The 26,152-nt window shown below is 72.9% G+C and carries 21 protein-coding genes; 15 read left to right on the forward strand and 6 right to left on the reverse strand.

The annotated features are described in order from the left end of the window. Nucleotides 1-158 precede the first annotated feature (158 nt). On the reverse strand, nucleotides 159-1,022 hold the full coding sequence (locus PV789_RS07785) for a CAP domain-containing protein (RefSeq protein WP_274976791.1): 864 nt from the start codon (nucleotides 1,020-1,022) through the stop codon (nucleotides 159-161). A 319-nt stretch (nucleotides 1,023-1,341) separates the two neighbouring features. On the opposite strand from PV789_RS07785, the gene recO reads away from it, so the two are divergent. The 4 genes from recO to PV789_RS07805 all read left to right on the forward strand — a co-directional run bounded on the left by recO (nucleotide 1,342) and on the right by PV789_RS07805 (nucleotide 4,596). Beyond that, nucleotides 1,342-2,073: a DNA repair protein RecO gene (recO, locus tag PV789_RS07790; RefSeq protein WP_212640976.1), complete on the forward strand. Its 732-nt coding sequence runs from the start codon at nucleotides 1,342-1,344 to the stop codon at nucleotides 2,071-2,073. After that, entirely contained in the window at nucleotides 2,070-2,891 is an 822-nt protein-coding gene (locus PV789_RS07795) for an isoprenyl transferase (RefSeq protein ID WP_274976792.1), read from the forward strand. The genes recO and PV789_RS07795 overlap by 4 nt, the downstream gene beginning before the upstream one ends. Further along, a complete protein-coding gene (locus PV789_RS07800; RefSeq protein WP_274976793.1) occupies nucleotides 2,891-3,688 on the forward strand; it encodes an SGNH/GDSL hydrolase family protein in 798 nt (265 codons plus the stop codon). Before PV789_RS07795 ends, PV789_RS07800 begins: the two co-directional genes overlap by 1 nt. A gap of 95 nt (nucleotides 3,689-3,783) precedes the next feature. Beyond that, nucleotides 3,784-4,596, forward strand: a complete 813-nt coding sequence (locus PV789_RS07805) for an SGNH/GDSL hydrolase family protein (RefSeq protein ID WP_274976794.1) — start codon at nucleotides 3,784-3,786, stop codon at nucleotides 4,594-4,596. 91 nt (nucleotides 4,597-4,687) lie between these two features. Here the strand turns inward: PV789_RS07805 and PV789_RS07810 are convergent, their stop codons facing one another. From PV789_RS07810 to PV789_RS07825, 4 genes are all read right to left on the reverse strand, one after another. After that, nucleotides 4,688-5,059, reverse strand: a complete 372-nt coding sequence (locus tag PV789_RS07810) for a Fur family transcriptional regulator (protein ID WP_248774039.1) — start codon at nucleotides 5,057-5,059, stop codon at nucleotides 4,688-4,690. Beyond that, complete coding sequence (locus PV789_RS07815) at nucleotides 5,056-5,958, reverse strand: metal ABC transporter permease (protein ID WP_248774040.1); 903 nt, start codon at nucleotides 5,956-5,958, stop codon at nucleotides 5,056-5,058. The genes PV789_RS07810 and PV789_RS07815 overlap by 4 nt, the downstream gene beginning before the upstream one ends. Then, nucleotides 5,951-6,784 (reverse strand): metal ABC transporter ATP-binding protein, encoded by an 834-nt coding sequence (locus PV789_RS07820; protein ID WP_274976795.1) that lies wholly within the window; start codon nucleotides 6,782-6,784, stop codon nucleotides 5,951-5,953. The genes PV789_RS07815 and PV789_RS07820 overlap by 8 nt, the downstream gene beginning before the upstream one ends. A 72-nt stretch (nucleotides 6,785-6,856) precedes the next feature. Next, nucleotides 6,857-7,228, reverse strand: a complete 372-nt coding sequence (locus PV789_RS07825; protein ID WP_274976796.1) for a DUF6703 family protein — start codon at nucleotides 7,226-7,228, stop codon at nucleotides 6,857-6,859. 327 nt (nucleotides 7,229-7,555) lie between these two features. On the opposite strand from PV789_RS07825, the gene PV789_RS07830 reads away from it, so the two are divergent. From PV789_RS07830 to PV789_RS07850, 5 genes are all read left to right on the forward strand, one after another. Beyond that, nucleotides 7,556-11,245 (forward strand): CDP-glycerol glycerophosphotransferase family protein, encoded by a 3,690-nt coding sequence (locus PV789_RS07830; RefSeq protein ID WP_274976797.1) that lies wholly within the window; start codon nucleotides 7,556-7,558, stop codon nucleotides 11,243-11,245. 205 nt (nucleotides 11,246-11,450) lie between these two features. Next, the gene (locus PV789_RS07835) at nucleotides 11,451-11,747 is read left to right on the forward strand and encodes an antibiotic biosynthesis monooxygenase family protein (RefSeq protein ID WP_274976798.1); all 297 of its coding nucleotides are present in this window, start codon (nucleotides 11,451-11,453) and stop codon (nucleotides 11,745-11,747) included. Nucleotides 11,748-11,989: 242 nt separating this feature from the next. Further along, on the forward strand, nucleotides 11,990-13,378 hold the full coding sequence (locus tag PV789_RS07840) for a glycine--tRNA ligase (protein ID WP_248774069.1): 1,389 nt from the start codon (nucleotides 11,990-11,992) through the stop codon (nucleotides 13,376-13,378). Nucleotides 13,379-13,699: 321 nt separating this feature from the next. Next, on the forward strand, nucleotides 13,700-14,074 hold the full coding sequence (locus PV789_RS07845) for a PadR family transcriptional regulator (protein WP_274976799.1): 375 nt from the start codon (nucleotides 13,700-13,702) through the stop codon (nucleotides 14,072-14,074). Next, on the forward strand, nucleotides 14,074-15,456 hold the full coding sequence (locus tag PV789_RS07850) for a permease prefix domain 1-containing protein (RefSeq protein WP_274976800.1): 1,383 nt from the start codon (nucleotides 14,074-14,076) through the stop codon (nucleotides 15,454-15,456). The genes PV789_RS07845 and PV789_RS07850 overlap by 1 nt, the downstream gene beginning before the upstream one ends. 349 nt (nucleotides 15,457-15,805) lie before the next feature. Here PV789_RS07850 and trhA read toward each other — a convergent pair whose 3' ends face one another. After that, a complete protein-coding gene (trhA, locus tag PV789_RS07855) occupies nucleotides 15,806-16,612 on the reverse strand; it encodes a PAQR family membrane homeostasis protein TrhA (RefSeq protein ID WP_274976801.1) in 807 nt (268 codons plus the stop codon). A gap of 420 nt (nucleotides 16,613-17,032) precedes the next feature. Here trhA and ppdK point away from each other — a divergent pair, with 420 nt between their 5' ends. From ppdK to PV789_RS07885, 6 genes are all read left to right on the forward strand, one after another. Beyond that, complete coding sequence (gene ppdK / locus PV789_RS07860; protein ID WP_274978076.1) at nucleotides 17,033-19,729, forward strand: pyruvate, phosphate dikinase; 2,697 nt, start codon at nucleotides 17,033-17,035, stop codon at nucleotides 19,727-19,729. Nucleotides 19,730-20,099: 370 nt separating this feature from the next. Then, nucleotides 20,100-21,203 (forward strand): YdcF family protein, encoded by a 1,104-nt coding sequence (locus PV789_RS07865; RefSeq protein ID WP_274976802.1) that lies wholly within the window; start codon nucleotides 20,100-20,102, stop codon nucleotides 21,201-21,203. Between the two features lie 51 nt (nucleotides 21,204-21,254). Next, nucleotides 21,255-22,505, forward strand: a complete 1,251-nt coding sequence (locus tag PV789_RS07870; RefSeq protein ID WP_274976803.1) for a deoxyguanosinetriphosphate triphosphohydrolase — start codon at nucleotides 21,255-21,257, stop codon at nucleotides 22,503-22,505. 175 nt (nucleotides 22,506-22,680) lie between these two features. Then, complete coding sequence (locus PV789_RS07875) at nucleotides 22,681-23,691, forward strand: LacI family DNA-binding transcriptional regulator (protein WP_274978077.1); 1,011 nt, start codon at nucleotides 22,681-22,683, stop codon at nucleotides 23,689-23,691. An 89-nt stretch (nucleotides 23,692-23,780) separates the two neighbouring features. Continuing rightward, on the forward strand, nucleotides 23,781-25,454 hold the full coding sequence (araB, locus tag PV789_RS07880) for a ribulokinase (protein ID WP_274978078.1): 1,674 nt from the start codon (nucleotides 23,781-23,783) through the stop codon (nucleotides 25,452-25,454). After that, nucleotides 25,451-26,143 carry an L-ribulose-5-phosphate 4-epimerase gene (locus PV789_RS07885; protein WP_274976804.1) on the forward strand — a complete coding sequence of 231 codons (693 nt, stop codon included), beginning with the start codon at nucleotides 25,451-25,453 and terminating at the stop codon, nucleotides 26,141-26,143. The genes araB and PV789_RS07885 overlap by 4 nt, the downstream gene beginning before the upstream one ends. Nucleotides 26,144-26,152 lie beyond the last annotated feature (9 nt).

Consider the following 26,152-nt stretch of genomic DNA (forward strand, 5'->3'; position numbering starts at 1 on the left):
GACGCGTCCGCTGAGGCCTCCGGGAGGGCGAACGGGGCGGCACGCCCTTCCGCGGACCGCGCGTGCACCCGGCCCCCACCTCGGACCGACAGCCGCGCTCTCCTCGCGCACGCGGGGCCGCCCTCCCGGGGGGCGGCCACGCGTGCGTGCGCCGGAGGTCACTCCCAGCCGAACATCTGGGTCCAGGCGCTGCCGGACTCGCCGACGCCGATCGCGACCAGGTCGCAGTTGAGGATGTTCCTGCGGTGCCCGTCGCTGTTCATCCAGGCGTCCATCACCTGCTGGGGGCTGGTCTGCCCCTTGGCGACGTTCTCCGCGCCCCAGGCGTCGTAACCGTGGCGGTCGGCCCGGTCCCCGGGGCCCTCGCCCTCGGGGCTCTCGTGGCTCATGTAGTCGCGCCGGTCCATGTCCTCGCTGTGCTCCTGGGCGGCGGCGGTCAGCCGCGAGTCCACCCGCAGCGGGCCGCAGCCGGCGTCCGCGCGCTGGGCGTTGACCAGGGTCACGACTTGGTCGGTCGACCCGCCGGAGGGGGCGTCGGAACCGCTGTCGCCGCCACCTCCGCCGTCACCGCCGCCCGAGCCGCCGCCACCACCGGACTCCGAGCCGCCGCCGCTGTCACCGCCACCGCTGCCACCGCCGCCGGTGTCCTCGTCCCCGCCGTCCTCGGGCACGGAGGAGGCCTGCGCGCTCTGCGGCTCGCCGCCCTGCCCGGAGGGCGCGGGCTCCCGCTCCGGCGTCGCGGTGGGCGAGGCGAAGAAGTCGGCGTCCTCGGAGGCCTCGGGCACGAGCGAGTCGTCGGTGACCGCGGTGCCGAGCCCTCCCTCCCGCGCCTGGCCGTCCGCCGTGTTCTGGAAGGGGTTGAGGCCGGACTCCGCGCCGGTGAACAGCAGCGCGCCCGCCACGACCAGGCCGACGGGAACCGCGGCCATGGGCACCGCGAGCGGTATCGAGCGCAGTCCGCGTCCGGTGCGGCGGTGTCGGTCGGCGCTCTTCCTGCGCCTGCCTCGGCGACCACGCGCCATGGGGCCCTCCTCGGGAAGTGGGACGTCGGGGCACGGGCGCGACGGGGTGCCGCTCGCGCGGGGCCGCGCTCCGGGCGGCCCTCGCTCGTGCCCCGCGGGTCTCGGGTGAACCCGTGTCGGGGAGCGCGCGGGATGCGCGCGGCTGCTCCGGGAGAGTGCCGCGGGGGAAGGGCGGCGGGCCCGACGCGGAGCGCCTAGCGCGTGAGAGTAGAGCAAATGTCGCAAAAAGGGAAACCAAACTGTGACAAAGCTGGTCGTGGAGGGGTTTCGTGCTGCACCGTCCGCGTGGACGGTCCGCGGTATCCGCGACAATGGGGGTGTGAGTCTCTACCGCGACGAGGGTGTCGTCCTGCGCAACCAGAAGCTGGGCGAGGCCGACCGCATCATCACCCTCCTGACCCGGCGTACCGGCCTGGTCCGCGCCGTCGGCAAGGGGGTGCGCCGCACCAAGTCCCGCTTCGGCGCCCGCCTGGAGCCGTGCACCCACGTCGACCTCCAGCTGCACGCGGGCCGCACGCTGGACGTGATCACCCAGGCCGAGACCGTGCGCGCCTACGGCGAGGCGGTGGTGTCCGACTACTCCCGCTACACCGCCGCCACCGCGATGCTGGAGACCGCGGAGAAGGTCGTCTCGGTCGAGAAGGACCCGGCGCTGCGCCAGTTCCTCCTGCTCATCGGCGCGCTGCGTACCCTGGGTGAGGGAAGCCACGACTCCCGGCTGGTCCTGGACGCCTACCTGCTGCGCTCGCTCGCCGTCGCCGGGTACGCGCCCTCCCTGGCCGAGTGCGCCCGCTGCGGCAGCCGGGGGGAGCACCGCGCGTTCGCGGTCCACGCCGGAGGTATGGTCTGCACGGTGTGCCGTCCCCACGGCTCCGTGCACCCGTCGCCGGACACGCTCCGTCTCATGTCGGCGCTGCTCGGAGGGGACTGGGAGAGCGCGGACGCCAGCGAGGACAGGCAGCGCTCCGAGTGCAGCGGGCTGGTCGCGGCCTACCTACAGTGGCACCTGGAAAACGGAATCCGATCACTGCGCCATGTGGAGCGTTCTTGAGTCTGTTCAGCTTCGACACCGGTAAACGGCGGGAGTACTCCGCGCCCGTTCCGCACCCCAGCGGCGCGCGTCCCCCCGAGCTCCCCGCCCAGCTGGTGCCCCGGCACGTGGCCGTGGTCATGGACGGCAACGGCCGTTGGGCCAAGGAGCGCGGGCTGGCGCGCACCGAGGGGCACAAGGCCGGTGAGTCCTCGCTCTTCGACGTGATCGAGGGCGCCCTGGAGATGGGCGTGGCCAACCTGTCCGCCTACGCCTTCTCCACCGAGAACTGGAAGCGCTCGCCCGACGAGGTGCGCTTCCTCATGGGCTTCAACCGCGACACCATCCGCAGGCGCCGCGACGAGCTGCACGCGCGGGGGGTCCGCGTCAAGTGGGCCGGGCGCGCGGGGCGGCTGTGGAAGAGCGTCATCCGCGAACTCCAGGACGCGGAGGAGATGACCAGGGACAACACCGCGCTCACCCTCCAGTTCTGCGTGAACTACGGCGGCCAGGCCGAGATCGTCGACGCCGCGCGCGAGCTGGCCCGCAGGGCGGCGGCGGGCCAGATCTCCCCGGAGAAGATCACCGAGGACACCCTCGCCCAGCACCTCTACGCCCCCGACGTGCCGCCCGTGGACCTGTTCGTGCGCTCCTCCGGCGAGCAGCGCACGTCCAACTTCCTCCTCTGGCAGTCCGCCTACGCCGAGTTCGTCTTCCTGGACACGCTCTGGCCCGACTTCGACCGCCGCGACCTGTGGCGGGCCTGTGAGATCTACGCGAGCCGGGACCGCCGCTACGGCGGTGCCGTGCCCAACCCCGTGTCGGAGGAGAAGAAGTGATGGCAGGTTCGGACGGTCCGCTGCTCAGGCCGGGCATGTCGCTCGCCTCGGTGGGCGACAGCTTCACCGAGGGCGTGGGCGACCCCTACCCGGAGCCGGGCGCGGGCTTCCGCGGCTGGGCCGACCGGCTGGCCGAGCACCTGGCGGACGACCTGGGCGAGGTCCTGTACGCGAACCTGGCGGTGCGCGGCAAGCTCATGCGCCAGATCGTCACCGACCAGCTCCCGCCCGTCCTGGAGATGGCCCCGGACCTGGTCACCCTGAGCGCGGGCGGCAACGATCTGCTGCGCCCGGGCGGGGACCCCGAGCGGATGGCCAGGATCCTGGACCACACGGTGGGCCGCCTGCGCGCCGCGGGGAGCCAGGTCGTGCTCTTCACCGGCGTCAACGTCACCACGGGCTACATGCGCGGCACCATCGGCCTGTTCGCGCGCTACTACATGCACGTGCGCGCCGTCGCCGACAGGCACGGCTGCCTCCTGGTGGACCAGTGGCCGATGGAGGTGCTCACCGACCCCCGGGCCTGGGACGAGGACCGGCTGCACATGTCCCCCGAGGGGCACCGCCGCCTGGCGCTGCGCGTGGCCGAGGTGCTGGGCGTGCCGGTGACGGAGCGCTGGGACGAGCCGTGGCCGCACAGCGAACCGGTCGGCTGGGCCCGCGCGCGCCGGGAGGACCTGACCTGGGTCAGGGAGTCGCTCGGCCCGTGGATCGGCCGCCGCCTGACCGGGCGCTCCTCCGGCGACACGGTCACGGCCAAGCGCCCGGAGCTGTCCCGGATCACCAAGGACCGCTGACCGCCGCCGTCCCGGTGTGAGGTGGCTCCCAAAACGCCGGAAACGATCAACCTACTGTCGCGTAACCCTGGCGCGGAGTTGGATGATCGGGCATTATGAGCGGTTTTGGGACGAACTTGGTGCACGAGGACATCCTGTCCTACGTCGCCCTCGGTGACAGCTTCACCGAGGGCATGAGCGACCCCTACCCGGACGGCGGCGGCGCGCCCGACGGCCGCTACCGGGGGTGGGCCGACCGTCTGGCCGAACACCTCGCCGACCACGTCGCGGAGGTGCGCTACGCCAACCTCGCGGTGCGCGGCAAGCTCATCGGCCAGATCGCCGAGGAGCAGGTCCCCCGGGCCGTGGAGCTCTCGCCGGACCTGATCACGCTGTGCGCGGGCGGCAACGACATCATCCGCCCCGGCAGCGACCCCGACGCCGTGGCCGTGGCCTTCGCCGCGGCGGTGGAGGAGCTCAGCCGGACCGGCGCGCGCATCGTGGTCTTCACCGGGTTCGACACCAACTGGCAGCCCGTGATGCGCCACATGCGCGGCCGGATCGCCACGTACAACATGCACCTGCGCGCCATCGCCGACCGCTACGGCTGCGACGTGGTGGACGTGTGGAGCATGCGGGTCCTGGACGACGCCCGCGCCTGGAGCTGGGACCGCCTGCACCTGTCCCCGGAGGGCCACCGCCGCATGGCGCTGCGCGTGGCCGAGGTGCTCGGGGTGCCGGTGGAGGGCGACTGGAAGCAGCCGTGGCCGCCTGCCGACCCCCGCGACTGGCGCTCCGCCCGCCAGGAGGACCTGCACTGGGCGCGCGAGTTCCTGGTTCCGTGGATCGGCCGCCGCCTCACCGGCCGCTCCTCGGGGGACAACGTCAACCCCAAGCGCCCCAGCCTGGACCCGCTGCGCCGGGACTGAAGCGCCGCGGGGCGCCGCGCCCACGACGCGTCGGCGCTCCGGGCGCGGACCCGCCGGGGCAGACAGCCCCGACCGCGCTCGGCCGCCCCGGCTAGGAGCAGTTGGCGCAGGTCCCGAAGACCTCCACGGTGTGCGTCACACCGGTGAAGCCGTGCTTGGCGCCCATCTCGGCGGCCCACTTCTCCACCGTGGGCCCCTCGATCTCCACCGCGGTCGCGCACACCCGGCACACGATGTGGTGGTGGTGGCTCTCGGTGCCGCACGCCCGGTAGACGGCCTCGCCCTCGTCGGTGCGCAGCACGTCCACCTCACCGGAGTCGCTCAGCGCCTGGAGCGCCCGGTAGACGGTGGTCAGGCCGATCTTGGAACCGTCGGCGCGCAGGTCCGCGTACAGGTCCTGGGCGCTGCGGAAACCGTCGGAACCGGTCAGCGCCTCGCGGACCGCTTCGCGTCGTGTACTCATGGTCTCACCCTCCCCCGCTCAGTCTGGGGCATCGTACCGGTCGAACTCCCACCTGCGGGATCGAAGGCCGCCGCGGAGCGGCGCCCCGAGGCGCGGCGCAGCACGCCGCCGACCGCCACGGCCAGGCCGAAGACGGCCAGGGCCAGCAGCACGATCGTCGCGCCGGGGGAGAGTTCGGCGTAGAAGGACGTGGTCAGGCCGCCCACCGAGGACAGCAGTCCGATCAGCACGGCCAGGAGCATCGTCACCCGGAAGCTCCTGGTGAGCTGCTGGGCGGCGGCGACCGGGACGATCATCAGCGCGCTCACCATGAGCACGCCCACCACGCGCATCGCGATGACCACCGTCAGCGCGGCGGTCACGGCCAGCAGCACGCTCAGGAAGCGCACCGGCAGCCCGTGGGCCCGCGCCACCTCCTCGTCCTGGCACAGCACGAACAGCTCGCGGCCGAAGACCGCCACCACCGCGATCACACCGGCGGCGAGCACGCCCACCACCCACAGGTCGGACTCCTCCACCGTGCTCACCGAGCCGAACAGGTAGGAGACCAGCGTGGCGTTGCTCGCCCCGGGCGTGAGCCCGATGAGCAGCACGCCACCGGCGATGCCGCCGTAGAACAGCAGCGCCAGGGCCACGTCCCCGCTGGTGCGGGCGCGCACCCGCACCAGTTCGATGAGCACGGCGCCCAGCGTGGCCACCACGGCCGCGGTGAGCACCGGCGAGGTGCTGGTGAGCAGGCCCAGCGCCACCCCGGTCAGGGCGACGTGGCCGATCCCGTCGCCCAGCAGGGCCAGACGCCGCTGGACGAGGTAGGTGCCGATGATGGGTGTGACCAGGCCGACGAGCACCGCCGCGACCAGCGCGCGCCGCATGAACTCGTAGTGGAGCAGCTCAGTCACGGCCGGGTACCTCGAGTCGGATCATCTCCGCGGCCGTGGAGCCCGCGGAGTCGGGGGCGTTGGGGTCGGGGTGGGGGTGCTGGTGATCGTGTCCGGGCCGGGCGCACGCGCCGGTGGGCGCGGGCGCGGCGCCGTCGTGCACCACGCGGCCCGACTCCAGCACCACGGCGCGCTCGATCACGTTCTCCAGCGGGCCCAGTTCGTGCAGGACCAGGACCACGGTCGCGCCGCGCCCGCGCAGGCGGGCGATGGTCTCGGCCAGCGCGCGCTGGTTCTCGGCGTCCACACCGGCCATGGGCTCGTCCATGACGAAGGTGTCGGGCCGCCCGGCCAGGGCGCGGGCGATGAGCACGCGCTGCTGCTGGCCGCCGGAGAGTTCGCGCACCGCGTGGCGGCCCCGGTCGGCCAGCCCGACGGTCTCCAGGGCCTCGTCCACGGCCGCGCGGTCGGCGCGGGTGGGCAGCGACAGGCGGCGGCGCGAGGCGACCTGCCCTGAAGCGACGATCTCGCGGACGGTGGCGGGGACTGCGCCCCCGGCGGTGAGCCGCTGGGGCACGTAGCCGATCCGCCGCCAGGCGCGGAACCGGCGCAGCGGGACGCCGTGCACCAGGACCTCGCCTGAGGTCAGGGGCACGATGCCCAGCATCGAGCGCATCAGGGTGGACTTGCCGGAGCCGTTGGGGCCCAGGACGGCCATCGTCTGGCCCGCGGGCACGTCGAGGCTCACACCGTCGAGCACGGGGACGCCGTCGTAGGCCACACGCGCGTCGACGGCCTGGAATGCGGGCGGCGCGTCGCCCGCGACGGCCGTGAACTGGTCAGACACCGTTCCATTATCACGAAAACGAAAATGATTGTCAAAATATGGCGGATTCGTGATCTTTTCGGTGCCGTCGTGTCAGTAGCCCAGGATCCGCGCCACCGCCAGCACCAGCACGACCACCACCATGAGCACCCGCGCGGCCCTCGGCTGGCCGCCGAGGGAGGGCCAGGTCAGGAACGCCAACCACGCGACGAACGCGGCGACCAGCAGCAGGCACACCGCACCGACCGGGCCGGGCGCCACCAGCCCCGCTATGAACAGGGCGCCCACCGCCAGCGGCGCCAGCCACCGGGGGCCCTGGTGCAGCCACACGAGGGGCACCGCGCTGCGCTCCTCCACCGCCCTGCGCAGTCCGCCCGCCCTCCTCGCGCGGGGGGAGTCCCCCTCGCGCCGGGGCCGGTCCTGGTCTGGGCGCCGCTTCTCGTCACCGTGTTCGGGAGGGGCCATGCTGTCCGTGTCCGCTTCTGGTCCGTGCCGCCGCCGGACAGGCCCGAGCGGGGGCGCGCCCATCTCCCGGAAGAGGTGGGCGGCGGGCCACCGGGCCTGTGATACTTGTGTCCTGAACCCTAGTGCAGGACCCCGGCCCGCCGCCGGGCGCCGGCGCTGCCGCGCCGAGCACCCCCTCCCGCCTTCCGCGTGGCGCACAGCCATCGGTACCGTGTTGACTCTGAGTCACAAAATCTACACTCGCAGTCGTCAGTCGTCTGATGTACGCGGCCAGCGCGCCCAGTCGCCCGCGCGGCCCGTCGAACCCTCCGGAGGGTGTCAACTTCCGTGCCCGAAGCCACTGTCATCGTGACGTTCGACGTCACCGAGCCCCACCTGCAGCACTGCCTCGACTCCCTGGCCCGCCAACGCGACGACGGCGGGACCGGCGAGCCCCGGGTGGACGCGCAGGTGGTCCTGGTCCCCGTCCGCGACGGCGACCGCCTCCGCGCCGAAGGCGCCGAGACCGGGGACGAGCCCGCCCCCGAGAGCACCGACGCCGACAACGGAGGCGACGAGGACGCCGCCGACAACACCGAGGCCGACGCCCGGGGGGAGGAGAACGAGCAGGGGGACGAGGCCGTCGAACCCGCCCGCGAGGACGCGCTCGCCCTGGCCGCCGCGTTCGCCGCCGCACCGCCGCCCGGCCTCACCGCCGTGCTCCTGACCGGCGAGCCCGCCCCCGACCGCCCCGCCGCCCGCGCCCGCGGCGCCGCCGCCGCGCACGGCACCCACCTGCTCTTCCTGGAGGGCTCCGACGCCCTCACCGGCTACGCCCTGGCCTACCTCCTGCGCAGCGCGGGCGACACCCGCTCGGACCTGGTCGTCGGCAACGCGTACAGGTTCGACGAACTGGGCGCCTCCCCCTCCAAGGCGCACCGCAGGTACTGCGGCAGGCACCGCATGGCCGAGGACCCCCGCGCCGTCCCCGGACTCGCCGCCGACGCCACCCTGGGCAACAAGCTCTGGCGCCGGGAGTTCTGGAACACCCTGCCCGACCACTCCCTGGACGCCGAGGACGCAGACCTGGGCCTGCGCCGGGCCGCCCTGTCCGCGGAGAGCGTGGACACCCTGCCCGGCCCCGTCCTGCTCATGCGCCGGCGCGAGGCCGCCCGCCCGCCCCTGGACAAGGCCGCCCTCACCCGGCGCCTCACCGCCATGGGCGACCTCGCCGCCGGCCTCGCCAGCGCCGACCGCGAACTGTGGGACCGCACCCTGCTCGGCGGCGAGCTGCACCAGCTCCTGCTGCGCCTGGACGACGCCGACGAGGAGGCCCGCGAGGCCGCCGTCGACCTGCTCAACGCCTACCTCGACCACGTGCCCGCGCGCCTCCTGCGCGGCCTCAACGTGCTCGACCGCCTCCTGTACCACCTGGTGCGCAGACGGCGCACGGCCGACGTCCTGGAGGTCGCGACCTTCGCCAAGAGCGTCGAGATCAAGAAGGCCACCGTCGTGCGGCGCGGCCTGGGCTACTACGTCCGCTACCCCTTCTTCGAGTCTGAGGACCCCGACCGGGCGGTGCCGCGCGAGGTGTACCGGCTCGGCGAGGACATCCGGGTCCGCCAGAAGACCGAGGACGTCCGCTGGTCGAACGGCCGCCTGCACGTCAGCGGCCGCGTCGGCATCCGCCACCTGCGCGCCCGCAGACGCTGGCAGCAGCACCTGGCGGCCTTCGCGGTCAACACCTCCACCCGCCGCCGCGTCCGCGTGCCCGTGCGCGTGCGGCTCGCCGCCGAGTACCGCCTCCCCGACGTCATCGACGCCGCCCGCCACGACCACGGGGGCTTCACCGTCATCGTCGACCCCCGCAAGCTGCGCTCCTCCGGCGGGTGGGAGCCCGGCGACTGGAAACTGGAGCTGGTCGTCCTCAACCGCGGGATCACCCGCCGCAGGATCGTCGCCAACCCCGTCCCCGGCCCGCCCGAGCGCCCGGGCTACCACCGCGTGGACGGGGACGTGTGGGTGCGCCCGCATTGGAGCAAGGACCGCCAGCTGCTGATCAGCGTCGAACCGGCCCGCGCGCGCGTGGCCGAGCACCGCTTCGACGCCCGCACCGGTGTGCTGGAGCTGGAGGGCGAACTGGTGTCCGCGCCCGCGGCCGAGGCCACCGGGCTGCGCCTGACCCGCCGCCCCGGCACCGCCGCGCTCACCTACCCGGCCACCGTCCACGGCGGCCGCGTCACCGCCCGCGTGTGCGCCGACGAGCTCTTCGACCGCGGCGTCACCGAGTGCGGCGGCGTGATCCGCCAGGAGGAGTGGGACGTCCACCTGATGACCCCGGACGGGCAGGCCGTCGCCCTGATCCTGCCCGACGAGACGGCCACCGCCGCCTACGCGGCCGAGGACGGCCGCCGGGAGCTGGCCGTCCTGCGCACCGCGACCGGTCACCTCAAACTGCGCGCGGGGCACGCCCGGCCCGTGGTCGACCGCGCCCGCTGGGAGGGCCGCGCCCTGCTGCTGGAGGGGGAGTTCTCCGCCGACGCCGACCTGGAGCTGGTCGCCCGGGCGCGCGGCCGCGACGAGGAGCACCCGCTGAGGGTGGAGCGCTCCGGCAGCCGCTTCACGGCCCGCTTCGCACCCGCCGACGTCCCCACCCTGTCCGGCGAGCTGTCCCTGCCCGCGGGCGCCTACCAGCTGTGGGGCCGGGTCGGCGACACCGCCGGGGGCGGCGCCGACGCGACGGACGTGGGCGTGGAGTTCTCCGACGCGCTCATCCCCGACCTGCCGCTGGAGATGCAGACCGGCGAGCGCTCCTACACCCTGTCCTGCCAGGGGCGCGGTGTGCCCGTGCTCCATGTGGGCAGCGACCTGCGCCCCGCCGAGCGCGGCACCTTCGCCCAGCGCGAGCTGCGCGAGCGCCACTACCCGGCCCGGCGCCGCGAGCCCGTCGCCGAGGGCGTGCTCTTCGACAGCTACACCGGCCGCCAGTACTCCGACAGCCCGCAGAGCGTCTACGCGGAGCTGCGGGGGAGGGCGCGCTGGGCGCAGCACCCGATGTCGTGGCTGGTCGCCGACGGCCAGGTGCGCCTGCCCGACGACCTGACCGCCGTGCGGCACCGGGGCCGGGAGTACTACGAGGCGCTGGCCCGCACCCGCTACCTGGTCACCAACTCCCGCCAGCCCCCGTGGTTCCACCGCCACCCCGACCAGGTGGTCGTGCAGACCTGGCACGGCTCGATGCTCAAGCGGATCGGCTTCGACGTCGAGAACATCCGCGGCAAGTCGCGCGACTACTTCGACAAGCTCGCCTGGGAGACCGCGCAGTGGGACTACCTGGTCTCGCCGAGCCCGTGGGCGACCCCGATCCTGCGCAGCGCCTTCCGCTTCGAGGGCGAGGTGCTGGAGACCGGCTACCCGCGCAACGACATCTTCTTCGCCCACGACCGCGAGGCCGTCGCCGAGCGCACCCGGCGAAGGCTCGGCCTTCCCGAGGGCAGGAAGGTGGTGCTGTACGCGCCGACCTGGCGCGACGACAAGTACTACACGCGCGGCAGGCACAAGCTGGACCTGCACCTGGACCTGCGCCGGATGTACGACAAGCTCGGCGACGACCACGTGCTGCTGGTGCGCAGGCACCCGCGGGTGGTGGACAGCGTGCCCATCGTGGGCAGGGACTTCGTTTACGACGTGTCCCTCTACCCGGAGATCATGGAGCTCTTCCTCATCACCGACGTGCTCGTCACGGACTACTCGTCGATGATGTTCGACTTCGCCAACACCGGGCGGCCGATGCTCTTCTTCACCTACGACCTGGAGAGCTACCGGGACAACCTGCGCGGGTTCTACTTCGACTTCGAGGAGAACGCGCCGGGACCGCTGCTGACCGGGTCCGACCAGGTCGTCGAGGCCCTGCTGGACATCGACGAGGTGGCCCGGCGCAGCGGGGACGCCTACCGCTCGTTCGTGGAGCGGTTCTGCCCGCTCGACGACGGCCGGGCCGCGGCCCGCGTCGTGGACCGGGTCTTCGGCCGGGGGTGATCCGGGACCCGTGTCCGGGGGACCGCGCGTCCTCCGGGACACGGGCTCGTACCGCCGGGGGCAACGGCACGGCTTCCGGGACCCGTGTCCCGGAGGCCTTCGGGCTCCTGAGGGTTCCGTGCTCCGGGAGGGAGGGCCGCCCGGAGCGGGATCCGCGCCTGTGGACAACCGCCCGGCGGCCTCCCGGGTGGGCCACAATGGGACCGTGATCGTCATCACCCGCTACTCCGTGCCCGAGGCCGACACCGCGGCCTTCCAGACCGACGCCGCCGCCGCGATCGAGGTGCTCTCCCGCCGCCCCGGCTTCCGCGGCCACCGGGTGGGCCGCGCCGCGGACGACCCCTGCCTGTGGACCGTGGTCACCGAGTGGGACGGCGCCGGCTTCTACCGCAGGGCCCTGTCCGACTTCGACGTCAAGGTCAACGCCGTGCCGCTGCTCTCGCGCGCCATCGACGAACCCACCGCGTTCGAACTCGTGACCGGGGGTGGGGCCCCGGCCTGAGCCCTCCGGACGGTTTCCGCACGCTTGGAGGCGGTTTCCGCACCTCCGGGGACGGTTTCCGCACCCCTGAAGAGGGTTGCCGCACCCTCGAAACGTGCGTGCGTGCACCCCTGGTTGCCCTAGCCTGGACGGACGCGGTCGTCGCTGTTGCCGCTCCCCGGTTTCGGCGGCGCCGTGTTTCCACACCAACCGATGTATCGCGCACGCGATCCACCGACACCCAGCCGGATGGAGAGTTCCCCATGGCCGCCAAGTCAGAGGCAATGGACGCACTGGTCAACCTCGCCAAGCGCCGAGGTCTGGTCTACCCCTCCAGCGAGATCTACGGGGGTCTGCGAGCCGCCTGGGACTACGGCCCCCTCGGCGTCGAGCTCAAGAACAACGTCAAGCGCCAGTGGTGGCGCTCCATGGTGCAGGAGCGCGACGACATCGTCGGCCTGGACTCCAGCGTCATCCTGGCCCGCGAGGTCTGGGAGGCCTCCGGCCACGTGACGGCCTTCGTCGACCCGCTCACCGAGTGCCAGTCCTGCCACAAGCGCTTCCGGGCGGACCACCTCATCGAGGCCTACGAGGAGAAGCACGGCCACGAGCCCGCCGAGGGCCTGGCCGCCATCGCCTGCCCCAACTGCGGCGCCAAGGACTCCTTCACCGAGCCGCGCATGTTCAACGGCCTGCTGCGCACCTACCTGGGCCCGGTCCAGGACGAGAAGGGCCTGGCCTACCTGCGCCCGGAGACCGCCCAGGGCATCTTCATCAACTACAAGAACGTCGAGCAGAGCGCCCGCCGCAAGGTGCCCTTCGGTATCGGCCAGATCGGCAAGTCGTTCCGCAACGAGATCACCCCGGGCAACTTCATCTTCCGGACCCGCGAGTTCGAGCAGATGGAGATGGAGTTCTTCGTCAAGCCCGGCAGCGACGAGGAGTGGCACCAGCACTGGATCGACATCCGCCACCAGTGGTACGTCGACCTGGGCATCGCCAAGGACAACCTGCGCCTGTACGAGCACCCGCAGGAGAAGCTGTCCCACTACTCCAAGCGCACCGTCGACATCGAGTACCGCTTCAACTTCCAGGGCTCGGAGTGGGGCGAGCTGGAGGGCATCGCCAACCGCACCGACTACGACCTGCGGACCCACTCCGAGGCCTCGGGCGCCGACCTGTCCTACTTCGACCAGGAGAGCAACGAGCGCTACATCCCCTACGTCATCGAGCCCGCGGCCGGTGTCGACCGGGCGGTGCTCACGTTCATGCTGGACGCCTACAACGTGGACGAGGCGCCCAACGCCAAGGGCAAGCTGGAGAAGCGCGCCGTCATGCGCCTGGACCCGCGCCTGGCCCCGGTCAAGGCCGCGGTGCTGCCGCTGTCGCGCAACGCCGACCTCTCGCCCAAGGCCCGCGACCTGGCCGCCAGGCTGCGCAAGCGCTGGAACGTGGAGTTCGACGACGCCGGTGCGATCGGCCGTCGCTACCGCCGCCAGGACGAGATCGGCACCCCGTTCTGCGTGACGGTGGACTTCGACACCCTGGAGGACGACGCGGTGACCGTGCGCGAGCGCGACACCATGTCCCAGGAGCGCGTGTCCCTGGACCGCGTGGAGACCTACCTGTTCGAGCGCCTGCCCGGCTGCTAGCCACCTGAGCGGCGAGGGCCGTCCGTCCCCGAGCGGGGCGGGCGGCCCTCGTGCTTTCGCGGGGAACGCCGACACGGCGAGACGGCCGGACCCGGGGGGAGTGGTTTCCGGCCGCCTCTTCGGCCCCGGGCCGCACACGGCCGCGGGAACCGGCTCTCAACCTAGCGGTAGGGGTGCGCGTTACGCGGTCGTTTGGTGTGTCCTGTCCTGTCGTGTGAGCGAATCGTGACACTGGTGGAGACCGGACTCGATACCTCGTTCTTCTATGCCTAGTTCTGCTAGGGTAATAAACCCTAGCGGAACTAGGCATAGGAAGTGCGCGTGCACATCGACAAGGACCTGGTCGCGGCGTCGGCCACACCGCTCGTCCTGGGCATCCTGGCCGAGGGCGAGTCCTACGGATACGCCATCGTCAAACGCGTCAAGGAGCTCTCCGACGGTCGGATGCAGTGGACGGACGGCATGCTCTACCCCCTGCTGCACCGCCTGGAGCGCAACGGCTACGTCCGGGCGTCCTGGGGCGCGTCCGAGACGGGGCGGCGCCGCAAGCACTACGCGATCACGGAGGCCGGGCTGGAGACGCTGGCCGAGCGGCAGAAGCAGTGGGGAGTCGTGGCCGACGCCCTCCAACAGGTGTGGCAGGCCGCGTCGCGGCCCCCGGTCCTCGGGGACGCCGCCGCAGGGGGGATCGCCTGATGAGCGGGACCGCACGCGGTGAGGTCCTGGAGGAGCAGATCGACCAGTGGCGCGGCTTCGTGCGCCGCCGCCGGGCCATCTCCCCCTCCGACGTCGAGGAGATGGAGGACCACCTGCGCGAGCAGATCGCCGACCTGGGGGCGAGCGGTTTGGACGACGAGGAGGCCTTCCTCGTCGCGGTCAGGCGCATGGGCAACCTGGACGAGGTGTCGCGGGAGTTCGCGCGCGAGCACTCCCACCGGCTCTGGAAACAGCTGGTCCTCGTCCCCGAGGCCGAGGACGGGGCGGGCGGACTCGCGCGCTGGCGCGATCTCGGTGTGGTGCTCGCGTTCGCGCTCGGCGCGGGGCTGGCGGTCAAGCTCCTGTTCACGGCGGTCGACGACGAGTTCGCGCAGTTGCGCAACGTCGCCTTCGTGGTGCTCCCGTTCCTGGCGGGGTGGTTCGCCTGGAAGAGGCGGGCGTCGTGGCGTGTGTGCGCGGTGCTGGCCGCCGTCGCGGCGGTACCAGCCCTGGCCGTGAACCTCTACCCGTTCGAGGCGGCCTCCGGGCCGTTCGCGGGCCCCGGCATGACCGCCGTGCTCGCGTTCACGCACGCCCCGGTCCTGCTGTGGCTGCTCGTGGGCGTCCTGCACACGGGCGGGCACTGGCGCTCCCACGACCGGCGCATGGACTTCGTGCGGTTCATCGGCGAACTCGTGATGTACCTGGCGCTGATCGTGCTGGGATCCGCGGTCCTGGTCGGCCTCACCTTCGGGGTGCTCGCCCTGGTGGAGGTCGACCTGGAACCGTTCATGGAGGACTGGCTGCTGCCGTTCGGCGTGCCCGGCGCGCTCCTGGTGGCCGCTTGGCTGGTGGAGGCCAAGAAGAGCGTGGTGGAGAACATCGCGCCCGTCCTGACCCGGGTCTTCACGCCGCTGGCGCTCCTGATGCTGCTCGCGGACCTGGTGGCGCTCCTGGTGAACGGTCCGCTGACCACCGTGGACCGCGAACTGCTCATCATCATGGACGCCGTTCTGGTGCTGGTCCTGTTCCTGCTGCTGTACTCGGTCTCCGCCCGCGCCCCGCTGTCCCCGCCGGGCGTGTTCGACTGGCTCCAGCTCGCGCTGGTCGGGGCGGCGCTCGCGGTGGACGCCGTCGCGCTGACGGCGATGCTGACCCGCATCGCCGAGTTCGGGTTCACCGCCAACAAGACCGCCGCGCTCGGCCTCAACCTCGTGCTGCTGGTGCACCTGGCGTGGGCGGCGTGGCTGATGGCGGGTTTCGTGCGGGGCACCCGCCCGTTCGCCGCGGTCGAACGGTGGCAGACGGCCTACCTGCCGGTCTACGCGGTCTGGGCGGCTCTGGTCGTGGTGGTGTTCCCGCCGGTGTTCGGCTTCGCCTGATCCGGGCGGCGGCCGCGCCCCCGCGCTGGTCCGGCTTCCTCCCGGAAGGGGTCCGGGTCAGCGCGGGGGCGGTGCCTGTTCTGTCAGCCCGTCGTGCGGACCGCGAACGGCACCCCCGGTCGCGGTGCCTGTTTCTTCAGCCCGTCGTGCGGACCGCGAACGGCACCCCCGGTCGCGGTGCCTGTTTCTTCAGCCCGTGGTGTAGACCACGAACGGCACCCCCGGTCGCGGTGCCTGTTTCTTCAGCCCGTCGTGCGGACCGCGAACGGCACCCCCGGTCGCGGTGCCTGTTTCTTCAGCCCGTGGTGTAGACCACGAACGGCACCCCCCGGTCGCGGTGCCTGTTTCTTCAGCCCGTGGTGTAGACCACGAACGACACCGCGACATAGTGGCAGACGAACGCCGCGATGGTCAGCGAGTGGAAGATCTCGTGGAAGCCGAACCAGCGCGGCGCCGGGTCGGGCCACTTGAGCCCGTAGACCACCGCGCCGACGCTGTACAGCACCCCGCCCACCAGGATGAGGATCCACGTCGCCGGGTGGGTGCCGCCGATCAGCTGGGGGATGAACAGCACCGCCACCCAGCCGATGGCCAGGTACAGCGCGGTGGACAGCCAGCGCGGCGCGTTGAGCCACAGCATCTTGAAGCCGACCCCGGCGATCGCCCCGCCCCAGATCAGCACGAGCATGGCGGTGCGCAGCGTGCCTTCGAGCACGAGCAGCACGAACGGCGTGTAGGTGCCCGCGATGATCAGGTAGATGTTGGAGTGGTCCATGCGGCGCAGCACCTTCTGCGCGCGCGGCGACCATCGCCCCACGTGGTAGACCGCCGAGGTGGCGAAGAGCATCACCGCGCTGAGCGCGTACACGGCGCTGGCGATCATGGCGGGCACGGTGGGGGACAGGGACACCAGGACGATGCCCGCCGCCAGGGCGAGCGGAGCCGTCCCCAGGTGCAGCCAGCCGCGCAGCCGCGGTTTGACCGCCTCCAGCAGCTCCTCGGCCGCCGCCGCGGCCCTCTCGGGCACGGACGCGCCCGAGGGAACGCCGGACCCCGGTTCGCGCCCGCCTTCGCGCGGGCCCCCGCGGTCCTCCCGGTCGGTCTCCGTGCGCCCGGTACCCCGCGCCTGTTCCTCCGACACGCTGCACTCCTCCATCCCGCGGTCCGCCCCGCTGCGGGCCCACCCGAAGCCTAACCTACGGCTCCGTAGGTTACTGATCGGTAGTCCTGTGTTTCGCGGCACAGGCATTCTCCCGTGACGGGTGTGGCGCAACATTGGTCGTGTGACCTCCCGGGGTGGCGCTCGCCGGGGACGCACGGCTTCCGGGCGCATGGCCGACTCCGTGACCAGCGGGGTCGTCTCCATCGGCGGCTCCGCTCGCCGGATCGGGGCGTTCGGCGGCTTCTCCTTCGTTGAACCATTGGTATAGACCTTTTTAACAGCTGTGAACTGGGAGTATGTCGAAAAAAGGGAGTTCATGGGCGAGTGATGATGCGGAGTGTGGATAGAGTCGCGCCCATCCGGGCACAGGCGCCGACCCAGCGCTGCGCCGTCGAGAAGCGAGGGAGCACCCCCGTGGCCAAGTACGTCTACACGTTCACCGAGGGCAACAAGGACCTGAAGGATCTCCTCGGCGGTAAGGGGGCCAACCTCGCCGAGATGACCAACCTCGGCCTGCCCGTTCCCCCCGGGTTCACCATCACCACCGAGGCGTGCCGCCACTACCTCTCCCACGGCAGCATGCCCGCCGGACTCGACGCCGAGATCGAGGCCAACCTCCAGGAACTGGAGAAGGCCATGGGGCGCCGCCTGGGCCAGGCCGACGACCCGCTCCTGGTCAGCGTGCGCTCGGGCGCCAGGTTCTCCATGCCCGGCATGATGGAGACCGTCCTCAACATCGGCCTCAACGACGAGTCCGTCGCGGGCCTGGCCGCCCGGGGCGGCGACGAGCGCTTCGCCTGGGACTCCTACCGGCGCCTGATCCAGATGTTCGGCAGGACCGTGCAGGGCATCGACGGCGAACTCTTCGAGGACGCCATCGAGGAGGCCAAGGCCGCCAAGGGCGTCACCAGCGACCTGGACCTGGACGCCGCCGACCTGCGCCTGCTCGTGGACCGCTTCAAGGAGGTCGTGCGCGAGCGGACCGGCGACCCCTTCCCGAGCGACCCCCGCGAACAGATGGTGCTCGCGGTCCGGGCGGTCTTCGACTCCTGGAACGCCCCCCGCGCCGTCCTCTACCGACGCCGGGAGCGCATCCCCGCCGACCTCGGCACGGCCGTCAACGTCTGCTCCATGGTCTTCGGCAACCTCGGCATGGACTCGGGCACCGGCGTCGCCTTCACCCGAGACCCGGCCACCGGCCAGCCCGGCGTCTACGGCGACTACCTCCAGAACGCCCAGGGCGAGGACGTGGTGGCCGGGATCCGCAACACCGTCCCCCTCGCCGACCTGGAGGGGATCGACGCCCCCAGCTACGGGGAGCTGATGGGCATCATGGACACCCTGGAGAACCACTACCGCGACCTGTGCGACATCGAGTTCACCATCGAACGCGGCAGGCTGTGGATGCTCCAGACCCGGGTGGGCAAGCGCACGGCCGCCGCCGCGTTCCGCATCGCCGACCAGCTCGTGGACCAGGGCGTGATCACCCTGGACGAGGCGGTCCAGCGGGTCACCGGCGACCAGCTCGCCCAGCTGATGTTCCCCCGCTTCGACGAGGAGGCCCTCTCCGGGGCGGACGCCCACCGCCTGGGCCGCGGCATGAACGCCTCGCCCGGCGCCGCCGTCGGCAAGGCCGTCTTCGACTCCTACACCGCCGTCAAGTGGTCGCGCAGCGGTGAGAGGGTCATCCTGTGCCGCCGCGAGACCAACCCCGACGACCTGGAGGGCATGATCGCCGCCGAGGGCATCCTCACCAGCCGCGGCGGCAAGACCTCGCACGCCGCCGTGGTCGCCCGCGGCATGGGCAAGACCTGCGTGTGCGGCGCGGAGGAGCTCGACATCGACACCAAGAACCGGCGCATGACCGCGCCGGGCGGCGAGGTGGTCGAGGAGGGCGACGTCATCTCCATCGACGGCACCAGCGGCGAGGTCCTCCTCGGCGAGGTCCCCGTGGTGGACTCGCCCGTCGTGCGCTACTTCGAGGGCGAGATCGACCCCGCCTCCGACGAGGCCGACGACCTCGTGCGCTCGGTGGACCGCCTCATGCACTACGTGGACGCCGCCCGCCGCATGCGCGTGCGCGCCAACGCCGACACCGCCGAGGACGCCGCCCGGGCCCGCCGCATGGGCGCGCAGGGGATCGGCCTGTGCCGGACCGAGCACATGTTCCTCGGCGACCGCCGCCAGCTCGTGGAGCGGCTCATCCTCGCCGACACCGCTGAGGAGCAGGAGCAGGCCCTCGACGCGCTGCTGCCGCTCCAGCGCGAGGACTTCGGCGGCATCCTGGCGGCCATGGACGGCCTGCCGGTGACCGTGCGCCTGCTGGACCCTCCGCTGCACGAGTTCCTGCCCGACATCACCGAGCTGTCGGTGCGCGTGGCCGTGGCCGAGGCGCGCGGGGAGAGCCACGAGAACGACCTGCGGGTGCTCCAGGCGGTGCACAAGCTGCACGAGCAGAACCCGATGCTGGGCCTGCGCGGCGTGCGCCTGGGCCTGGTCGTGCCGGGGCTGTTCACCATGCAGGTGCGCGCCATCGCCCAGGCCGCCGTCGACCGGATCGCCGCGGGCGGGCGCCCCCGCCCCGAGATCATGATCCCGCTGGTGGGCACCGTGCAGGAACTGGAGATCATCCGCGAGGACGCGCTGCGCGTGCTGCGCGAGGTGGGCCGGGAGAGCGGCGTCGAACTCGACTTCCCCGTCGGCACGATGATCGAGCTGCCCCGCGCCGCGCTGACCGCCGGGCAGATCGCCGAGAACGCCGAGTTCTTCTCCTTCGGCACCAACGACCTCACCCAGACGGTCTGGGGCTTCTCGCGCGACGACGTGGAGGCCTCCTTCTTCTCCGCCTACCTGGAGAAGGGCGTGTTCGGGGTCTCGCCGTTCGAGTCCCTGGACGTGGACGGAGTGGGCCGCCTCGTGCGCATCGCGGCGGAGGAGGGGCGCGCCGCCCGCCCGGGCATCAAGCTCGGTGTGTGCGGCGAGCACGGCGGCGACCCCGCCTCGGTGCACTTCTTCCACCGCGTGGGCCTGGACTACGTCTCCTGCTCCCCGTTCCGGGTACCCGTCGCCCGCCTGGAGGCGGGCCGGGCCGCCGGACACACCGCGCCCTGACCGAGCCGGGGACGCACGCGGGTGCGGCGGTCCCCGCGGACCGCCGCACCCGCTTTCCCCCACCGCGCCGAGGCGGCGGAAGTCCCTGTGCGGAGGGGGGAACGGCGCCTCCCCGACGCCCTAGACTCGTCCCGGTCGGCCGAACGCGCGGGAATGCGCTGTGATCTGTTCGTGATGTATTCTGGCCGCCAGCCGGGCCACCACTTCCCCGCCCGCCTCCCCGTGTCCGCGGAACCGCGTACGGGGTGCGCTGACACCACCCTCCGCCACGGTCCTCTCACGGGCCGAACCGCTGAGAACCAGCGGTGGGCGGAGGCCGTCCCAGTGGGGTGACACGCCCCCCGACCAGAGAATGTGCGGAGGTGAGCCGGTGCGAACGGCGAACGACGGCCGCGGCGACGAGCCGTGGGACGACCCGACCACCGCCCCCTCGTCCGACGACGAGGCCACCCAGGTCTTCTCCCGGGGGGCCTACGTCCCGGCCTCCTCCGGAGCCGAGGGCACCCGCGCGTTCTCCGTCGACGACGCCGCCCGTACCCGCTCCGACGACGATGCCACCCGCGTGTTCTCCGCCGACGACGGGACCACGCGGGAGTTCCGGCGCGACGAGGTCCCGGCGCCCGGCGCGACCGCCCCGCAGGGCGTGTCCGACGACCGTCCGGCGGCCGACGACGCCGTCTTCACCCGCCGCTTCGTCCGCGAGCGCCCCCGGCCCCGCACCCGCGTCTCCCCGCCTCCGGCGCCCGCACCCCCCGAGGCGGGGTTCCCGGAGGAGGAGTTCCCGCGCGCCCCGGAGCCCGCTCCCCGCCGCCGCCCCGAGCCGCCGTCCTTCTCCCGGCCGCGCCGCCGCGGCCGGCGCCGCTTCCGCCTGCGCTGGCTGGTCAGCCTGCTGCTGGTCACCGCCCTGGCCGTCCCGGTCGGCACCTGGGCCTGGGTCTGGTACGTGGCCCGCCAGGACGAGCGCACCCCCTCCGACGCCATCGTCGTGCTCGGCGCCAGCCAGTACAACGGCGTGCCCTCGCCCGTCTTCGAGGCCCGGCTGCGCCAAGCCCAGGCCCTCTACCTGGAGGGCGTGGCCCCGGTCATCGTCACCGTGGGCGGCAAGCTGCCCGGCGACAACTTCACCGAGGCCGCCTCCGGACGCAACTGGCTGATCGAGGTGGGCGTCCCCGGCGCCCAGATCATCGCGGTGGAGGAGGGGAGAGACACCCTCCAGAGCATCGACGCCGTCGCCGAGGTCTTCGAGGCCAACTCCTGGGACACCGCCATCCTCGTCTCCGACCCCTGGCACAGCCTGCGCTCCGAACGCATGGCCGCCGCCCACGGCATCGAGGCGGGAACCTCGCCCTCGCGGTCGGGGCCCGCGGTCATCGAGCGCCGGACCCAGCTGTGGTACATCACCAGGGAGACCGCGGCGCTCTGGTACTACTGGATCTTCAACGACAGCAGCGACATCCAGGTCGATGCCGCCTGACCAGCGCGGACGGCGCCCGGGTCGTAGCTGGGAAGTAGGCTCGCAGACACCATGACGAACAACCCCCGCGAGGGCGGAGCACTCGGCTACACCGACCAGGACACCGAGCGCATGGCCCTGGAGAACCGCAAGAACCGGGCCCGCGACCCCTTCGAACGGGACCGGGCCCGGGTCCTGCACAGCGCCGCCCTGCGCCGCCTGGCCGCCAAGACCCAGGTCGTCCAGCCCGGTGTGAGCGACTTCCCGCGCACCCGCCTCACCCACTCCCTGGAGTGCGCCCAGATCGGCCGCGAACTCGGCCAGGCCCTGGGCTGCGACCCCGACCTGGTGGAGGCGGCCTGCCTGTCCCACGACCTGGGGCATCCGCCCTTCGGTCACAACGGCGAACGCGCCCTGGACGAGGCCGCCGCCGACTGCGGCGGTTTCGAGGGCAACGCCCAGAGCCTGCGACTGCTCGTGCGCCTGGAGGGCAAGGTCATCGACCCCGACGGGCGCAGCGCGGGGCTCAACCTCACCCGCGCCACCCTCGACGCCACCGTCAAGTACCCCTGGCTCCGGGGCGAGGGCGGCGACACCCACAAGTTCAACTGCTACCCCGACGACATCGCGGTGTTCGACTGGCTGCGCCGGGACGCGCCCCCGGGGCGCACCTGCTTCGAGGCCCAGGTCATGGACTGGGCCGACGACGTCGCCTACTCCGTGCACGACGTCGAGGACGCCCTGCACGCCGGGCTGGTGGACCCCGCGGCCCTGCGCGGCTCCGCCGAGCGCGCCGAGGTCGTGCGGATCGCCGCCGCCGACTACTGCGACGCCGACCCGGCCGAACTCGACGAGGTCTTCACCGGCCTGATCGCCCACCCCGCGTGGCCGCGCGAGTTCACCGGCGACCTCGCCTCGCTCGCCGCGCTCAAGAACCTCACCAGCGGGCTCATCGGCCGCTTCTGCCGGGCCGCGGAGGAGGCCACCCGCGCCGCGTACGGTCCCGGGCGCCTCACCCGTTACGGCGGCGACCTCCTCGTGCCCCGCCGCCCCCTGCTGGAGTGCGCCCTGCTCAAGGCGGTCGCCGCCCACTTCGTGCTCTCGCGGGAGGAGGCCCGGGTCTACCAGGCCGAGGAGCGCCGCCTGATCACCGAGCTGGTCGGCCTCCTGTGGAAGAACGCCCCCGAGGGCCTGGACCCGCAGTTCCGCACCGCCTTCACCGGGGCCGCCGACGACTCCGCCGCCCTGCGCGTGGTCATCGACCAGGTCGCCTCGCTGACCGACACCTCCGCGACCGCGCTGCACGCCGGTCTCACCGGCTGAGCGCGGGGCCGCGCCCGCGCGCCCGGGCCCCTTCACCCCGTTCCCGCGATTGGGGTGAAGGGGGGTTGACTTCACTGATGTGAGCGCTAACAATGTTGCGCACATCACAGAATTCCCCCTTCCCGTGCGCGGAGGTGTCGTCCCGGTGAAACCCCCAGGTGGCCGTACCCCCGTCATGGCGGACGTGGCCCGGCTGGCCGGAGTCTCCCACCAGACGGTGTCGCGGGTGGTCAACGGCCACCCCAACGTCCGCGAGGAGACGGTGCTGCGGGTGCGCGACGCCATCGAGGAGCTGGGCTACCACCGCAACTCCACGGCGCGCGCCCTGGTCACCCGCCGCACCAACGTGCTCGGCGTCATCGCCTTCGACCCCACGCTCTTCGGCCCGGCGCAGACCCTGGCGGGGATCGAGCGGGCCGCGCGCGAGGCGGGCTACTTCCTGAGCATGGTCAGCCTCGACGACGTGTCGCCCGAAGGAGTGGTCGCGGCGGCCGACTACCTGATCCAGCAGTCGGTCGAGGGCTGCGTGGCGATCGCCCCCCAGCGCGCCCTGGTGGAGGCGCTGGCCGCGCTGCCCGGCCCCGGACCCCTGGTCGCGGTCGAGGGCGGCGAGGGCTCGGGCCTTCCCGTCGTCTGCGTCGACCAGGTCCAGGGCGCCCACGACGCCGTCCGCCACCTGCTCGACCTGGGCCACACGACCGTCCACCACGTGGAGGGCGACCCCCTGTGGCTGGAGTCCGAGGCCCGGGTGGTCGGGTGGCGCCGGGCCCTGGAGGAGGCCGGTGCGCCGGTCCCCGCACCGCTCCAGGGGGACTGGAGCCCCCGGTCGGGCTACGAGCTGGGCCGGGCACTGGTGCGCAGGCGCGCCGAGGGGGAGCGGGTCACGGCGATCTTCGTGGGCAACGACCAGATGGCCATCGGCGTGCTGCGCGCGCTGCACGAGGCGGACCTGCACGTCCCCGGCGACGTCAGCGTGGTCGGCTTCGACGACGTCCCCGAGGCCGAGTACCTGACCCCGTCCCTGACCACCGTCCACCAGGACTTCGCCCAGGTGGGCCGGGAGAGCCTGGCACTGCTGCTCGCCGAGATCGCCCGGGAGGGACCGGCCGACCCCTCCGGGGCCGAGCGCCGGGTCGTCCCGGCGCGGTTGCGGGTGCGCGGCAGCAGCGGGCCCCCGCCGCCGTGACCCCCTGAGACCTCCCTGTCCGCCCCCTCACGGAGGAGTTTCCCTTGGTCCAGAATGTTAGCGCTAACAATTCACGTCCACCCGACCCGGTGGTCCTGGGCGTCGACTTCGGCACCCTCTCCGGCCGCGCCGTCGTCGTCCGGGTCCGCGACGGCGCCGAACTCGGCTCCGCCGACTCCGTCTACCGGCACGGCGTCATCACCGCGCACCTGCCCGGATCGGCCGAGCCCCTCGAACCCGAGACCGCGCTCCAGCACCCCGAGGACTACCGCGAGGTCCTGCGCACCGCCGTCCCCGAGGCGCTGCGCACCGCCGGGGTCGCGCCGGAGCGGGTCGTCGGAGTCGGCACCGACTTCACCGCCTGCACGGTCCTGCCGGTGACCGCGGACGGCACGCCCCTGTGCGAGCTGCCCGACCTGGCCCGGCGCCCGCACGCCTGGCCCAAGCTGTGGCGCCACCACGCCGCCCAGCCCGAGGCCGACGAGATCAACGCCCTGGCCGCCGAGCGCGGCGAGAAGTGGCTGGCCCGCTACGGGGGGAGGATCTCCTCCGAGTGGGAGTTCGCCAAGGCCCTGCAGGTCCTGCGCGACGACCCCGGCGTGTACGAGCGCGCCGACCGCTGGATCGAGGCCGCCGACTGGATCGTGTGGCAGCTGTGCGGACACGAGACCCGCAACGTCGCCACCGCCGGCTACAAGGGCATCCACCAGGACGGCGCCTGGCCCTCGGCGGACTTCCTGTCCGCCCTCGACCCCCGCTTCGCCCGCTTCGTCCAGGACAAGCTCGCCCACCCCCTGTCCCAGCTCGGCGAGCGCGCGGGCGGCCTCACCGCCCGCGCCGCGGCCTGGACCGGGCTGCCCGAGGGCGTTCCCGTCGCGGTCGGCAACATCGACGCCCACGTCACCGCCGCCACCGCGCAGACCACCGGCAACGGCCGGATGCTCGCCATCATGGGCACCAGCACCTGCCACGTCATGAACTCCGACGTCCTGGCCGAGATCCCGGGCATGTGCGGCCTGGCCCACGGCGGCATCACCCCCGGAGCGTGGGGCTACGAGGCGGGCCAGAGCGGCGTCGGCGACGTCTTCGCCTGGTTCGCCGACTCCTACGTGCCCCCCGCCTACCACGACGAGGCCCGCGAACGCGACCTGTCCGTGCACGACCTGCTCTCGGAACGGGCCGCCGGCGCCGCGGTGGGGGAGCACGGGCTCCTCGCCCTGGACTGGCACAGCGGCAACCGCTCGGTCCTGGTCGACCACGACCTGTCCGGCGTGCTCGTCGGCCTGACCCTGGCAACCCGGCCCGAGGAGGTCTACCGCGCCCTGGTCGAGGCCACCGCCTTCGGCACCCGCACCATCGTCGAGGCCTTCGCCGACGCCGGGGTCCCCGTGCACGACCTCACCATCGGCGGCGGCATGGTCCGCAACCCCTTCGTCCTCCAGGTCTACGCCGACGTCCTGGGCCGGCCGCTGCGCGTCGTGGCCTCCGAACACAGCTGCGCGGTGGGGGCCGCCATCCACGCCGCGGTCGCCGCCGGAGCCCACCCCGACATCCACGCCGCCTCCGCCGCCATGGGCGGGGTACGCGAGGAGACGGTCGACCCCGACCCGGCCCGGGCCGCCGCCTACGACGGGCTCTTCGCCCTCTACACCGAACTCCACGACCACTTCGGCCGGGGCGGCAGCCGCAGCCTGCACCGCCTGCGGGCCCTGCGCAACGCCGCCCTGTCCGCCGCCGCGAGCGGCGGGGAAGGAGAACGATGACCGCCCCCACCCCCACGGCCGTCCCCGAGGAGCACCGGGAGGAGGTGGAGCGCCTGCGCACCCTGGTGTGCGCCCTGCACGCCGAACTGCCCCGGTGGAACCTGGTCACCTGGACCAGCGGCAACGTCTCCGCCCGCGTCCCCGGCGCCGACCTGATGGTGATCAAGCCCAGCGGCGTCTCCTACGACGACCTCTCCCCGTCCGACATGGTCGTCTGCGACCTGGACGGCCGCCCGGTGGAGGGCGCGCACAAGCCCTCCAGCGACACCTCCGCCCACGCCTACGTCTACCGCGCCCGCCCCGACGTCGGCGGCGTCGCGCACACGCACAGCCCCTACGCCACCGCCTGGGCCGCGCGCGGCGAGGCCATCCCCTGCGCCATCACCGCGATGGCCGACGAGTTCGGCGGCGACATCCCCGTCGGCCCGTTCGCCCTCATCGGCGGCGACGACATCGGCAGGGGCGTGGTCGCCACCCTGGAGGGCCACCGCTCGCCCGCCGTCCTCATGCGCGGCCACGGCGTGTTCACCGTCGGAGCGGGCGCCGGGGCGGCGGTCAAGGCCGCCGTGATGTGCGAGGACGTCGCCCGGACCGTCCACATCGCCCGCCAGGGCGGCCCCCTCCAGCGCCTTCCCCAGGAGCACATCGACTCCCTCCACGACCGCTACCGGAACGTCTACGGCCAGTAGGGCGCGTCC

The organism is Nocardiopsis camelliae (genome assembly GCF_028993595.1).
Classification (GTDB): domain Bacteria; phylum Actinomycetota; class Actinomycetes; order Streptosporangiales; family Streptosporangiaceae; genus Nocardiopsis; species Nocardiopsis dassonvillei.